This is a genomic window from Paenibacillus sp. y28, from assembly GCF_037137075.1.
GTDB lineage: Bacteria > Bacillota > Bacilli > Paenibacillales > NBRC-103111 > JBBBNV01.
This window is the reverse complement of sequence record NZ_JBBBNV010000001.1, coordinates 442,745-456,652: the sequence shown is the minus strand read 5'-3', so window position 1 is coordinate 456,652 and position 13,908 is coordinate 442,745. Positions and strand designations below refer to the sequence as shown.

Sequence of the window (13,908 nt, the reverse complement as noted above, 5' to 3'; positions counted from 1 at the left end):
ACCACCGAATTTGCAAATTGTCTTTTTTACGATTAAATTAATGACAGAAGGAATGAGGGGGAGTGGCAGATGAAAGCAACGACATTATGGCGTATTACCGGGGCGAGCGCTTTGCTTTCCACCGCACTGCTAATCGGCGGGCTGGGCTATGGCGTGAAGGATGTGTTGTTTCCGCAAGAGAGTCAAATCACCCAAGCGCCGGCCGCGGAGGAGCAGCCGTCAGGAGTGCTGGCTCAGGATCGTATCGATATTGTCGCATTTGGGGATTCGCTGACCAAAGGCACCGGGGATCAGACGGGGAAGGGCTACGTCGGCGGAGTGAAGGAGAAGCTCCAGCAAGCGACGGGCAAGCCTGTTTTTGTAACAAATAATATGGCCATTAACGGCTATCAGGCGAAGCAGCTGCTGAATGATCTGGAGACCAAAAAACCGATGCGGGACGCCATCGGACAAGCTCATCTCGTTCTGTTGACCATCGGCGGGAATGATTTGTTCCATTTGGGGCAGGAGGAATTGGCGCCGGAGACGAGCCGTGCGCGAATGAAGGAAACCCTTCCGACGATTGAGAAAATTATCGATATGATTGCCAAGGCGAATCCGAATGCGACGGTCATGTATGTCGGCTTATATAACGCATTTCTTGATTTGGACCCGGATCGCCAAGCCTCTCTGGTGGTACAGGAATGGAACGACAGTGTGTTTCAGATTACGAACCGGTACCCGAACGTCGTTTTTGTGCCGACGGCCGATTTGTTTCAAATGCAGCTGAACAAATATTTATATACGGACCATTTCCACCCGAATCAAGCAGGCTACGAACGGATTGCCGACCGGATTGTACAGGTGCTCAATTAAAGGGCGTCTGCGAATGGAAGAGCATGATAAGGTGAAAGGGGAGCGTTTTATGAACCGGATTGTTACGGAACAAACTCAGGCGCCTGCCGGAACCCAAGAGAGGCGGCGCAGCGGCGAGGTGGTCCTGGCAGTAAAGGATGTCAAGAAACGAATCGGCCGCAGATGGATTATAAAAGGAGTCAGCTTCGATATCCGCGCCGGGGAAATCTTCGGTTTTCTCGGGCCGAACGGCTCCGGGAAGACAACAACCATACGCATGCTGGTCGATTTGATTAAGCCGACCGAAGGCAGCATTTCGATTTGCGGTTATGATGTGCACCGTGAGCATAATGAGGCCTTGCGTCATGTCGGGTGCATCGTCGAAAACCCGGAGCTGTACTCGTATTTGACCGGCTGGGAAAACCTGGAGCATTTTGCCCGGATGCTTCCGGATGTGGGTCAGCAGCGGATTCGGAAGGTGGCGGAAATTGTCGGCATGGACCAGCGTATTCATGATAAGGTCAAAACCTACTCTCTTGGCATGCGCCAGCGGCTCGGCATCGCGCAAGCGCTTCTCAGTGATCCGAAGCTGCTTATTCTTGATGAACCCACAAACGGTCTGGACCCGCAGGGCATTAAAGAAATGCGGGAATTCATCCAGCAGCTCGCCGCAGGCGGGCTTAGCCTGTTCGTCTCCAGCCATTTGCTGAGCGAAATTCAGCAGCTCTGCGATCGTGTCGCGATCATCAGCCAGGGCAGTGTTATTGCCGTCGGGGACGTGGATACCTTGCTGTCCCAGCATGCCAGCTTCGTGGTCTGGTCGGTGGACCAGGCGCAGGCGGCCGCTGATTTGCTTGCCGCCGAGGGGGCGGAGGTGCTCGCTGTTCAACCCGATGAAGAGGCTGCGGACAAATCGGCGGATTCATACCGGACGGTGACGGTTCAAATCGATTTGGACCGGATTCCTGAGCTGAACCGGCTGCTTGTGCAGCGCGGGCTTGGCGTTTTCGGCATCGAAGTCAAAACGCCGACGCTGGAGGATTTATTTTTGCAGCTGACGGGAGGGGAACGAATTGGCTAAAGTCGGGGTTTTACCGCTTGTTCAGAATGAAACGATTAAGATTTTGAAGAAACGGCGGTTTCTGGTCGTGCTTTTGATTCTTCTGGTCCTCATTCCGATTTTTACCTATGCGCAAATGAAGGTGTCGCAAAACAACCGGAAGCAGTTCGGCACGGACGACTGGCATAAAATTATTCAGCAGCAAATTACGGATTCCCAGAACCGGCTCGGTTCGGCTCGTGTGCCGGAGGAATGGAAGCGGATGATTAAGGTGCAGGTGCTTCAGCTGCAGTACTATTTGGACCGGGATGTTGACCCTTCCTCGCCGAACGCGGTAACCTTCACGAGGGAGTTTATGGAAAATGCAGTAACCCTGTTCATTCCCCTGATGGTGATGATTATCGGCTCGGACCTGGTGTCGTCGGAGCATTCCAACGGCACGATAAAGCTGCTGCTCAGCAGGCCGGTCCAGCGATGGAAGGTGCTGCTCAGCAAGCTGCTTGCGCTCACGCTGTTCGTTTCCCTGATTGTCGTCTGCACAGCGGCGATGTCCTATCTCATCTCCGGGCTCGTGTTTGGCTACGGGGGATGGACGATGCCGGTGTTCACCGGCTTTCAGATCAACGGATCGGATGTTGATTTCAAATACGTGAAGGCCATTGACCAATGGCTTTACCTGCTCATGGAGCTGGGACTGGTGTGGCTTTCGGCGTTTGTCGTCGCCTGCATGGCGCTGATGATTTCAGTGCTTGTGCGCAGTACGGCGGCGGGCATGGGCATTATGCTTGCTACGCTTATCACGGGCTCGATTTTGTCCAATATGGCCTCTTCGTGGGAGAGCGCCAAGTACCTGTTTATGCTGAATTTGGAGCTGACGAACTACTTGTCCGGAAGCCTGCCGCCGATTCCGGGGATGACGCTCGGCTTTTCGCTGACGGTGCTTTTGGTATGGACGGCGGGCGCTATCATTACATCTTTTTGGGTTTTTACTAAGAAAGATGTGTTAAATTAATGGAAAACGATGCTATAATGCTAAATAGGCGAACGAATTACGAACAAAAACTGATCGCAGAAACCAAGTTACGGGGGCTCGTGAATGGCGGAACAGACTGACTTCTTTGCAAATGAAACAGCCGCGAAGGCAGGGGAGGCGTCCGCTGCGGCGGCGCCTTCAGACTACGGCGCGGACGATATCCAGGTGCTGGAAGGGCTCGTGGCGGTACGTAAGCGCCCGGGCATGTACATCGGTTCAACGGGCAGCTCCGGCCTGCATCATCTGGTCTGGGAAATTGTTGACAATGCAGTAGACGAGCATCTGGCTAAATATTGCTCTCAAATCGATGTCATTCTTCATAAGGACAACTCGGTCACTGTCCGCGATAACGGGCGGGGGATTCCGACCGGCATGCATAAAATCGGGATTCCGACCCCGCAGGTTGTGTTCACCATCCTGCATGCGGGCGGCAAGTTCGGTGGCTCCGGCTATAAAAAGTCGGGCGGACTGCACGGTGTCGGCGCGTCTGTAGCCAATGCCTTGTCCGAATGGCTGGAAGTGGACATTTACCGCGAAGGCAAAATACATAAGCAGCGCTTTGAATATTGGGTCGACGCCGACGGCAAGGAGCATGTCGGTGAACCGATCTCCGGGCTGGAGATGACAGGCAAAACGAACAAAACCGGAACCAAGGTTACGTTTAAGCCGGATAAACGGGTGTTTCAGGCCGGTATTGCGCTGAACTACGATACATTGGCCGAACGGCTGCAAATTATCGCCTTTTTGAATTCGGGCCTGCGGGTGACGTTGAAGGACGAACGTACGGGAGCCGAGGATACCTACGAATACAGCGGGGGCGCGAAGCAGTTCGTCCAGTTTTTGAACGAGGACAAAGCGGTTCTTCATGATGCGATTCATTTCGTTGCGGAAAAAGACGACATCGAAGTTGAAGTGGCCCTGCAATATAATGACGGTTATACGGAAACGCTCGCGTCTTTTGTAAACTCGATCCCTACCCGGGGCGGGGGAACGCACGAAACAGGCTTCAAAACGGCATACACGCGGATCATGAACGATTATGCGCGCAAAGCGGGCCTGATCAAGGAAAAGGAAAAAAATCTGGAGGGCGTCGACCTCCGTGAAGGCATGATGGCTGTGATCAACATCAAGATGGGCGATGTGGAATTCGTCGGACAGACGAAGGATCAGCTGGGCAGTGTTGCCGCCCGCAGTGCGGTGGATGCCGTCGTGTCGGAGAAAATGGCCGTTTTCGTGGAGGAAAACCCGCAGGTGGCCCAGCAGCTGCTGAAAAAGGCCGTACAGTCCGCCAAGGCTCGTGAGGCGGCTCGTAAAGCGCGTGAGGAGGTGCGCAGCGGCAAAAAGGGCAAGGGCGAAAGCTCCAACCTGAACGGCAAGCTGACGCCGGCCCAGTCGAAGGATTTCACCCGCAATGAGCTGTTTATCGTCGAGGGGGACTCGGCGGGGGGCTCGGCCAAGCAGGGACGGGACTCCAAGTATCAGGCCATATTGCCGCTGAAGGGAAAGCCGATGAATCCGGAGAAGGCCCGTCTCGGGGACATTCTCAAAAACGATGAGTACCGCTACATCATCTCGGCGATTGGAGCCGGCGTCGGCCCGGAATTCGAGCTGGATGAGACCCGTTATGCGAAGGTGATCATCATGACGGATGCGGACTACGATGGAGCGCATATCCAGACGCTGCTGCTGACCTTTTTTTACCGTTATATGAAGCCGCTTATCGATGCGGGCAAGGTATACATTGCCCAGCCGCCGCTGTACAAGGTTACCAGGAAGGCCGGTAAAAATACGGTCAGCAAATACGCCTATTCCGATGATCAGCTGCAGGACCTTATGAAGGAGCTGGGGAAGCAGGTTGAGCTTCAGCGTTACAAAGGGCTGGGCGAGATGAACCCGGAACAGCTGTGGGAAACGACTATGGACCCGTCAACACGCACGCTGCTGCAGGTGCAAATTGAGGATGCCGCGAAAGCGGAGCGGCGTGTATCTACGCTGATGGGGGATAAGGTTGATCCGCGCAAACGCTGGATTATCGAAAATGTTGATTTCACGGAATACGAGGAGTAAACCGATATGAGCACATTGGAACAGTTTCTTCCCGCGTTTTTAGAGGAAGTTGTAGGAGACCGGTTCGGCCGGTATTCCAAATATATTATTCAAGACCGCGCCATTCCTGATGTGCGCGACGGGCTGAAGCCGGTGCAGCGGCGCATTTTGTACGCGATGTACGATGCGGGCAACACCCCGGATAAGCCGTACCGCAAATCAGCCAAAACCGTCGGAGATGTTATGGGTAATTATCACCCGCACGGAGACGCCCCTATCTATGAGGGGATGGTACGTATGGCCCAGCCTTGGAAAATGGGGCATGTGCTGGTAGACGGTCACGGCAACTGGGGCTCGATGGACGATGATCCGGCAGCCGCGATGCGGTATACCGAAGCCCGCCTGTCGCAAATCGCGATGGAGCTGCTGCGCGATATCGAGAAGCGGACGGTGCTGTTCAAGGATAACTTCGACAACACCACGAAGGAGCCTGTTGTTTTACCCGCACGGTATCCGAACCTGCTGGTGAACGGGTCAAGCGGGATTTCCTCAGGCTTTGCGACCGAAATTCCGCCGCATAATCTTCGGGAGACGGTCAACGCCTGCATTGCTTTAATGGATAAGCCGGACATCACCTTGGAGGAGCTGATGCAGTATATCCAAGGGCCGGACTTCCCGACCGGAGGCATCATTATGGGGGATGAAGGCATCCGGGAAGCGTACCGGACCGGGAAAGGGCGCATTTACCTTCGGGCCAAAACGGCGATTGAGGAATTGCGCGGAGGGCGTAGGCAAATTGTTGTAACCGAAATCCCTTATCAGGTCGTCAAGTCACGCGTGGTAACCGCTATTGAAAACCTTCGCATCGAGAAGAAGCTTGAGGGTCTTGCCGAGGTCCGCGACGAGAGCGGCCGCGAAGGCTTGCGTATTGTCATTGAGCTGAAGAAGGATGCCGATGCGCAGGGTGTGCTGGCGTTTCTGTTCAAAAAGACGGACCTGCAGGTAACTTACAATTTCAATATGGTTGCTATCGTCAACAAGGCGCCGAGACAGTTCGGGTTAAAGGAAATGCTCGAAGCCTATGTCGTGCACCAGAAGGAAGTTGTAACCTTCCGCAGCCAGTATGATCTGGAAAAAGCACTCGACCGGGCTCATGTGCTGGAAGGGCTCGTGAAGGCGCTCAACATTCTGGATGAAGTCATTGCAGCGATTAAAGCCTCCAAGAACCGCCAGGACGCTCAAAATAATTTGGTCGCCCTGTTCGGCTTTACCGAGCGTCAGGCGGATGCGATTTTGACCTTGCAGCTGTACCGGCTCACGAATCTGGAAATCACGTCGCTGGAGAAAGAGCTGCATGAGGTACAGAAAACCATTGCGTACTTGCAGGGGATTCTGGGCAGTGAAAAGAAGCTCATCGGCGTAATTAAAAACGAGATGAGCGCCATTCGCGACAAATACGCCATCGACCGGCGTTCAGTCATTCAGGGCGAGGTTGAGGAGCTGAAGGTCAACCTTGAGGTGCTGGTTACGGCGGAGGATGTACTGGTTACCTTGTCCCAGGACGGTTATATCAAGCGGACAAGCAAGCTGTCATTTACGCGCTCCGGCGGGGAAGTTGAGAACAGCGGGGTGAAGGAAGGCGATTTCATCCGGCATGTGCTGGAGATGAATACCCTGGATCAGCTGCTCTTGTTTACGGAAAAAGGGCAAAGCTACTGTCTTCCGGTTCATTTAATCCCCGAGTTCAAGTGGAAGGACAACGGCACGGCGATTGTCAATGTCATTCCGCTGCCGAAGGAAGACCGCATTGTCAGCGTTCTCCCTTTGAAAGCCGGGGAGGCGGAAGGAAAAAGTGTCGTATTCATTACCCGGGGCGGACAAGTCAAGCGGACGGACTTAAAGGAATATGTAACCAGCCGGACAACCGGCATCGTAGCGTGCAAGCTTGGCGACGGGGACGAAGTGCTGCTCGTTCAGCCTAGTGACGGCACGAAGGAGATTTTGCTTGTCACCCAGCTTGGCATGAGTATCCGCTTCAAGGAGGCGGAAGTGAATACCATGGGCCGGGCGGCCAGCGGTGTCCGCGGTATTCAGCTCAGGGACGACGATCAGGTTGTCGCTGCCGAATGGGTGGAAGGAGAGGAAGGCGAAGTCTTCGTCATCTCCGACCTCGGCTATGCCAAAAGCTCGCTTCTGCTCGACTATCCGGTTCAAGGGCGCGGGGGGAAAGGCATCGTCACCTTCGAGTTTAAAGAGGGCAAGCGTGTGAAGCCGAACGGCTCTGTACTGCGCAGCGCCTTCTTTGTGAAGCATGCCATTCAGCTGTCCGCGTATTCATCCAGTGGTTCGGTGTACAGCTTTGCCAGCGAGGCGGCCCCGATTGAAGAGCGTAAAGCAACAGGGAAAGCAGTCGTTCAGCTGGCCAAGGAAGAACGGATCGTATCGGTTCACAAAACGATTCAGTCGTAAGTAAAATACGAAGGCTCCGTTTTATCCATCACCCGCAATAAGCAATCCAGCAGGACCCACATCGGCACCGGCTCATTAAGCCGCTCCAGCCACTGTGGGTCCTTTAATATGCCTTCCTTCAGGGCGCGCAGCGCCGTTTCCTGCTTCCATGCTTCGCTTGGCCCGGCTGCTCTGTCAGCCTGCTCCTTTTGCCGGGTATGGACAGTCTCGGCAATCAATTCCAGTGCCTCCTGCAAACGGTGTTCCCGTTCCATAAATGGTTCACACTCCTCCGTGCATCTTGTCCGAGTCCATTCGTCATCGTTTTCATACCTGTAATCGCAGTATATGTAGAGGAGTGTCAGGTAGTTCCGTTTCTTATCGATTAATGTCTTAAAATATTAATTAGATTAACCTTTTCAATGGGGAAATGCCGTGTTATACTGGAAGCAAGAGGTGATTGAACATGATTTCCGATCAATTTGCTAAATTATGGAGCAAACTGAGCAAAGAAATGAAGACGCATATGGAGACAGAGCTAGCCCCGTCGTTGACTGAAGGACAGCTGCATGTTTTGGAGGTACTGCTGTTTAGTGAGCAGGAACGAATGAAGCCGTCGGATTTGCTTGGACACCTTGATACTACACCTGCCGCGGTAACGACGCTGCTCGATCGCATGGAAAAGAACGGACTTATTCAGCGTGAACGCGACGAGAAGGACCGCCGTATTGTATGGATACTCGTTACCGACAAAGGAACGGAGGAATGCCGGCGCGGCCTGGCGATCCGGGAGCAGTTTTTAACCTATCAGCTCAATAAAATTTCAGCGCATAACCAGCAGCTCCTCGTATACCTTCTTGGCAAAATCGCCGGCTAGGGGAAGTGCTTACGCCATAAAAAAACCACCTGCGTACGTCCGAAGACTTCAGCAGGCGGCGGGCAACATGCTTTTTTAAACCCTAAACCCAGGTTCTTACACCCCTTATTACGATTCCCACCGGGCCAAAATTCCGGCAGGCAGCGTCAAGCCTGAGGCTGTAACCGGCAGGCCGATCTCACCTGCAGTAATATGCCCTTTATACCTGGCGCCGAGTGTCATCAGCAGCATATTGCTGAGAACGGTTGGCGAAATGCCGGTCGTATAGGAATTAATCAGGAAAAACAGCGGCTTGTCCGTCAAAATTTCCGTACAAAATTCAAAGAACGGATATAAGTCGTTTTCCAGCTTCCACATTTCGCCATTGGGACCGCGTCCGTATGAAGGCGGGTCCATAATGATGGCATCGTAGGTTTTGCCCCGCTTTTTCTCGCGCTGCACAAACTTGAATACATCATCGGTAATGAAGCGGACCGGCTTATCGCGAAGTCCCGACAGCTCCAGATTTTCTTTGGCCCACTGCACGACGCCCTTGGAGGCATCGACATGGCAAACCTCAGCGCCCGCACTTGCGCAGGCGACAGTAGCTCCGCCTGTATAGGCGAACAAATTCAAGACCCGAATTGGTCTTCCGGCCGCCCGGATTTTATCCATCATCCACTGCCAGTTGACCGCCTGCTCCGGGAATAAGCCGGTATGCTTAAAGCCGGTCGGCTTAATATGAAATCGCAGATCCCCGAAGCCGATGGTCCACCGCTCCGGGATGGGCTGCCTGACTTCCCACTCTCCGCCGCCGGAGGCGCTGCGGTGATAATGGGCGGCTGCTTTATTCCACAGCGATTGCTTATATACCGGCCACATGGCCAGCGGATCGGGACGGCGCAGCACAATGTCGCCCCAGCGCTCCAGCTTTTCGCCGTTACCGGTGTCGATACATTCATAATCATTCCATAGATTGGAGACAAACATTCGTACAATTCCTTTCTGTTCTTGAGGTAGAATTATTCGATTACATGGATTCCTTCCTCATTCTACATCACGTCCCGTGCAGATTCCACTTTTCTGTCGTTTTTCATATGTTTTTTGCAGAAATAAAAAGGAATACAGCGGCGGCTGTAGAAATAAATGTAGTAGTTCTTATTATGGAAAGAATCTTCTCATTAACATGACACGCTTCTTAGAACATGTATGGACAGGAAATCCGCCGGAACACCGTGGCTGCTGTTCAACCTCAACCTGCTGCACCATTTTTGCTGAAAAGGATGATGCGCATGATTCAAACCGTTCCGAGCGATCATGACTTGTATTTATTTCATCAGGGGAGCCTGCACCACAGCTATCGTTTGCTTGGGGCTCATGTTATCAGGGAAGCAGGCCAGGATGCCGTTCGTTTTGCCGTATGGGCACCGAATGCCCGTGACGTCCGGGTTGTCGGCGATTTCAACGGCTGGTGCGGCGAGCATCACCGTATGCAAAAGGCTTCTGCCGGAGGCATCTGGCACCTGAGCATTCCGGGACTCCCTGAAGGAACCGTGTATAAGTATGAAATTCACACCTTGTATGGTGAAGTGCTGCTGAAAGCCGATCCGTATGCATTTCGTTCCGAGCTTCGTCCCCGTACAGCCTCTGTCGTCACCTCCTTAGACGGCTACTGTTGGAACGATTCTGCCTGGCTTCGTGCCCGCAACCGCAACACGCCTTACAATCGGCCTCTCCTCATCTATGAAACTCACCTTGGCTCCTGGAAAATAAAACCAGACGGGCAATTTTACACCTATGAAGAGCTTTCTATCGAACTTGTAGATTACGCCGTTGAAATGGGATATACCCATATTGAGCTTTTGCCGCTGTCGGAGCACCCGCTTGATTTGTCGTGGGGCTACCAGATTACCGGTTATTTCTCGGCAACAAGCCGATACGGGACACCTCATCAGCTGATGAGCTTTATTGACCAGTGTCACCAGAAGGGCATTGGTGTCATTATGGACTGGGTGCCGTCCCATTTTTGCAAGGATGCGCACGGCCTGCGCCGGTTTGACGGGTATCCGTTATATGAATATGCGGATGAGCGTAAAGCCGAGAAGCCGGAATGGGGGACATTAAGCTTTGATTATGGCCGCCCCGAGGTCATCAGCTTTCTTATATCGAACGCTTTATTCTGGATGGATGTGTACCATATTGACGGGCTGCGTGTAGATGCCGTCGCCAGTATGCTGTATTTGAACTTCGGCAAGCCGGAATCGATGTGGACCCGCAACGGGAACGGCGGTTATGAGAATCTGGACGCCATTGCCTTCCTGCGCAAGCTGAACGAAACCGTATTCCATTATTACCCCCATGCGCTGATGATGGCCGAGGATTCTTCCGACTGGCCGCTCGTTTGCGGTCCGACGGATAAGGGCGGCCTCGGCTTCAATTATAAATGGAACATGGGCTGGATGAACGACATGCTTGAATATATGGAGTTGGACCCGATTTACCGGAAGCATCATCACCAGCTGCTGACGTTCTCCTACATGTACGCCTGGTCAGAAAACTACGTCCTCCCGTTGTCTCATGACGAGGTCGTTCACGGCAAAAAATCGCTTCTGGATAAAATGCCGGGAGATTACTGGCAAAAATTCGCCAGCCTAAGGCTGCTGTACGGCTATATGTTTGCCCATCCGGGTAAGAAGCTGCTGTTTATGGGCGGGGAGTTCGGCCAATTCGCGGAATGGAAGCATTTTGAAGGCGATCAGCAGGACTGGCACTTGCTTGGCTATGACATGCACCGGAACATGCAGGGTTATGTGCGGGAGCTGAATCATTTCTATCAGTCGCAAAAAGCGCTATGGCAACGGGATCACGACCCGTACGGCTTCGAATGGATTGACCCCCATGATACGTCCCAGAGCATCGTTACCTTTATACGCCGGGGAAAGAAGAAAAAGGATGAGCTTGTTATCGTTTGTAATTTCACGCCGATGGTTTATGGCGATTACCGGATCGGTGTTCCGAAGTCCGGAAATTACAAAGAGGTGTTTACTAGCGACGATGTAAGGTTCGGCGGCTCCGGTGTCCAGAATGCCGGTCTGCTGCCCAGCGAGAAGGTGCCTTGGCACGATCGGGAGCGAAGCATCCGTGTTCGCATTCCGCCGCTCGCTGTGGCGATATTTCAACGAACTAGCGAAAGGGGCACAAGCCGATGAGACAAAAAGAAATCGTAGCGATGCTGCTGGCCGGAGGAGAAGGACGGCGGCTGGGGGCGCTGACAACAAACCTGGCGAAGCCTGCGGTGCATTTTGGGGGCAAGTACCGCATTATCGATTTTACACTGAGCAACTGCACGAATTCCGGCATTGACACCGTCGGTGTATTAACCCAGTATCAGCCTCTTGTGCTCAATTCCTATATCGGCATCGGTTCCCCTTGGGATTTGGACCGGATGAACGGCGGTGTCAGCGTGCTTCCGCCGTATGTAAAGCAAAAGGGCGGTGACTGGTATCGCGGTACGGCGAATGCCATTTACCAAAATATAGATTTCATCGATCGTTATAATCCAAGCTATGTGCTGGTTATTTCCGGAGATCACATTTACAAAATGGACTACGCTCACATGCTGAAGTACCACATGGAGCAGAAGGCGGATGCAACGATTGCCGTCATTGGCGTGAAATGGGAGGAAGCCAGCAGGTTCGGGATTATGAGCACGGACGAGAACCGGCGCATTACCGAGTTTGCGGAGAAGCCGAAGCAGCCCAAAAGCAATCTGGCCTCGATGGGCATCTATATTTTTAATTGGGATGTGCTGAGAAGCTATTTATTGAAGGACGAGACGAATCCGATGTCCAGCAACGACTTCGGCAAGGATATTATTCCCGCGATGCTGGAGAGCAAGGAGCGGATGTTCGCTTATCCGTTCGAGGGGTACTGGAAGGATGTCGGTACCATTGAGAGCCTGTGGGAAGCAAACATGGATTTGCTTGAACATGATCCCAAATTCGATTTGAATGACAGGGCTTGGCGTATTTACTCCGTGAACCCTTATCAGCCGGCCCAGTATATTGCGCCGATGGCCAGGGTCAGCCGCTCCCTTATTAACGAAGGCTGCTCAGTGTTCGGAACAGTAGACCATTCTGTGCTGTTCTATGGCGTTAATGTTGGCGAAGGCTCGGTCATCCGGGACTCGGTCATTATGCCAAATGTCAAAATCGGCAAAAACGTCACCATTCAAAAAGCCATTATCGGCGAGGACACCATCATTGAGGATGGAGCGGTAATCGGTTCGGCAGCAGGGGACATTGTTCTGATTGGCGGACATCAGACGGTTCAGGCCGTGAGGGAGGAGCAGGCGCTATGAATCAATTAATCGGCGTAGTCAACCTAGTAAATGAACCGGACGACTTGGAGGAGCTGACCTATTCGCGCTGCGTCGCTTCCGTACCGTTCGGAGGCAGATACCGGCTGATTGATTTCACACTGTCCAATATGGTGAATTCCGGTATTCGCGATGTGGCTATTTTTACGCATCATAAATACCGTTCGCTAATGGACCATCTCGGTTCGGGCAAGGAATGGGACCTGGATCGGAAAAGGGGCGGGCTGTTTGTGCTGCCCGCTGTTCATGACGAGCCGAACGGGCTGCTGAAGGGCGACCTGTTCCAGTTTTATTGCCACCGCGATTATTTCCTTCGTGCCGCCGGGGAGTATGTGCTGATCTCCCGCAGCCACATGGTTTGCAATATAGACTTTCGTCCGGTGCTGGAATCCCATCTGGAAACAGGCGCTGATGTTACCGTGGTATACAAAACGCTGGACGAGGAAGATCTGCTGCACAGCAAGTACCGCCGCATTGCCATTAAACCAAGCGGCCAGGTCACTTTGATGGAGGATTACCGGGGGTCGCTGCGATCCAGTCAGGTCAGCATGGAGATGTATGTCATGCGCAAATCGCTGCTGCTTGATATGGTGGAGACCTGCCTTGGCCAGGGGCACGATCATTTTGTGCGCGATGGAATAATGAAAAACATCGACAAGCTGGTTGTTTACGGCTACGAATTTAAAGGGTATGTGGGCATTATCAATTCGATCACAGGATATTACCGGAACAGCATGAGCTTGCTGCAGCCGCATTTGTGGCGGGAGCTGTTTTTCCAGGATCGGCTCATCTACACGAAGGTCAAGGACGAGCCGCCTGCCAAATATTTCGAAGGCGCCCGCGTCGGCGGGAGTCTGGTTGCCAATGGGTGCCTGATTGAGGGCACTGTCGAGAACAGTCTGGTGTTCCGGGGCGTGAAAATTCACAAGGGCGCCGTCGTGCGCAATTGTATTTTATTGCAGGGCTGCGAAATTGGGCAAAACGCGGTGGTGGAGAACACCATCTTGGATAAAGAGGTCCGGATTCAAGCCGGCAAGCGGCTCTCGGGTGATCTCGGCGCGCCATATATTGCGGCTAAAAACAAGGTGATCTAAACCGTTCCGCTAGTGCGATGACCGGGTAGCCCTGTGGCATCGCATGGCGGGATCGAGCGCCGGATACGGATGACCAAAGGGAATGGACTTTTTACAGGCCGATGTGTAGGTTATCCGTGCGCAATTGAAATACGTCATCACACATATGCTTAACATCAG

The 13,908-nt window shown here is 53.0% G+C and carries 11 protein-coding genes; 9 read left to right on the top strand and 2 right to left on the bottom strand.

The window, feature by feature from the left end:
* Positions 1-69 precede the first annotated feature (69 nt).
* The 5 genes from WBG83_RS02000 (at position 70) to gyrA (ending at position 7,442) form a co-directional block, all read left to right on the top strand.
* The gene (locus tag WBG83_RS02000; protein ID WP_336742207.1) at positions 70-855 is read left to right on the top strand and encodes a GDSL-type esterase/lipase family protein; all 786 of its coding nucleotides are present in this window, start codon (positions 70-72) and stop codon (positions 853-855) included.
* Positions 856-904: 49 nt separating this feature from the next.
* Complete coding sequence (locus WBG83_RS01995) at positions 905-1,915, top strand: ABC transporter ATP-binding protein (RefSeq protein ID WP_442955780.1); 1,011 nt, start codon at positions 905-907, stop codon at positions 1,913-1,915.
* Positions 1,908-2,906 (top strand): ABC transporter permease, encoded by a 999-nt coding sequence (locus tag WBG83_RS01990; RefSeq protein WP_336742204.1) that lies wholly within the window; start codon positions 1,908-1,910, stop codon positions 2,904-2,906. Before WBG83_RS01995 ends, WBG83_RS01990 begins: the two co-directional genes overlap by 8 nt.
* A gap of 84 nt (positions 2,907-2,990) precedes the next feature.
* Positions 2,991-4,994 carry a DNA topoisomerase IV subunit B gene (gene parE / locus WBG83_RS01985; protein WP_336742203.1) on the top strand — a complete coding sequence of 668 codons (2,004 nt, stop codon included), beginning with the start codon at positions 2,991-2,993 and terminating at the stop codon, positions 4,992-4,994.
* Positions 4,995-5,000: 6 nt separating this feature from the next.
* Positions 5,001-7,442, top strand: a complete 2,442-nt coding sequence (gene gyrA, locus WBG83_RS01980) for a DNA gyrase subunit A (protein ID WP_336742201.1) — start codon at positions 5,001-5,003, stop codon at positions 7,440-7,442.
* Here the strand turns inward: gyrA and WBG83_RS01975 are convergent.
* Positions 7,433-7,696, bottom strand: a complete 264-nt coding sequence (locus tag WBG83_RS01975; RefSeq protein ID WP_336742200.1) for a hypothetical protein — start codon at positions 7,694-7,696, stop codon at positions 7,433-7,435. The genes gyrA and WBG83_RS01975 overlap by 10 nt on opposite strands.
* A 191-nt stretch (positions 7,697-7,887) precedes the next feature.
* Here WBG83_RS01975 and WBG83_RS01970 point away from each other — a divergent pair, with 191 nt between their 5' ends.
* A complete protein-coding gene (locus WBG83_RS01970) occupies positions 7,888-8,298 on the top strand; it encodes a MarR family winged helix-turn-helix transcriptional regulator (RefSeq protein WP_336742198.1) in 411 nt (136 codons plus the stop codon).
* 108 nt (positions 8,299-8,406) lie between these two features.
* Here the strand turns inward: WBG83_RS01970 and WBG83_RS01965 are convergent, their stop codons facing one another.
* Positions 8,407-9,267, bottom strand: coding sequence for a class I SAM-dependent methyltransferase (locus tag WBG83_RS01965; protein WP_336742197.1), 861 nt, complete (start codon positions 9,265-9,267; stop codon positions 8,407-8,409).
* 302 nt (positions 9,268-9,569) lie between these two features.
* On the opposite strand from WBG83_RS01965, the gene glgB reads away from it, so the two are divergent.
* From glgB to glgD, 3 genes are read left to right on the top strand one after another with little or no spacing between them, the layout of a single operon-like run.
* Positions 9,570-11,486 carry a 1,4-alpha-glucan branching protein GlgB gene (gene glgB, locus WBG83_RS01960; RefSeq protein ID WP_336742196.1) on the top strand — a complete coding sequence of 639 codons (1,917 nt, stop codon included), beginning with the start codon at positions 9,570-9,572 and terminating at the stop codon, positions 11,484-11,486.
* On the top strand, positions 11,483-12,637 hold the full coding sequence (locus tag WBG83_RS01955) for a glucose-1-phosphate adenylyltransferase (RefSeq protein ID WP_336742194.1): 1,155 nt from the start codon (positions 11,483-11,485) through the stop codon (positions 12,635-12,637). The genes glgB and WBG83_RS01955 overlap by 4 nt, the downstream gene beginning before the upstream one ends.
* Positions 12,634-13,749, top strand: a complete 1,116-nt coding sequence (gene glgD / locus WBG83_RS01950; protein WP_336742193.1) for a glucose-1-phosphate adenylyltransferase subunit GlgD — start codon at positions 12,634-12,636, stop codon at positions 13,747-13,749. Before WBG83_RS01955 ends, glgD begins: the two co-directional genes overlap by 4 nt.
* Positions 13,750-13,908: the final 159 nt, after the last annotated feature.

Coding starts and splice junctions, on each gene's coding strand:
- WBG83_RS02000 (WP_336742207.1), top strand. CDS start 70: ATGAAAGCAACGACATTATGGCGTATTACCGGGGCGAGCGCTTTGCTT.
- WBG83_RS01995 (WP_442955780.1), top strand. CDS start 905: ATGAACCGGATTGTTACGGAACAAACTCAGGCGCCTGCCGGAACCCAA.
- parE (WP_336742203.1), top strand. CDS start 2,991: ATGGCGGAACAGACTGACTTCTTTGCAAATGAAACAGCCGCGAAGGCA.
- gyrA (WP_336742201.1), top strand. CDS start 5,001: ATGAGCACATTGGAACAGTTTCTTCCCGCGTTTTTAGAGGAAGTTGTA.
- WBG83_RS01975 (WP_336742200.1), bottom strand. CDS start 7,696: ATGGAACGGGAACACCGTTTGCAGGAGGCACTGGAATTGATTGCCGAG.
- WBG83_RS01970 (WP_336742198.1), top strand. CDS start 7,888: ATGATTTCCGATCAATTTGCTAAATTATGGAGCAAACTGAGCAAAGAA.
- WBG83_RS01965 (WP_336742197.1), bottom strand. CDS start 9,267: ATGTTTGTCTCCAATCTATGGAATGATTATGAATGTATCGACACCGGT.
- glgB (WP_336742196.1), top strand. CDS start 9,570: ATGATTCAAACCGTTCCGAGCGATCATGACTTGTATTTATTTCATCAG.
- WBG83_RS01955 (WP_336742194.1), top strand. CDS start 11,483: ATGAGACAAAAAGAAATCGTAGCGATGCTGCTGGCCGGAGGAGAAGGA.
- glgD (WP_336742193.1), top strand. CDS start 12,634: ATGAATCAATTAATCGGCGTAGTCAACCTAGTAAATGAACCGGACGAC.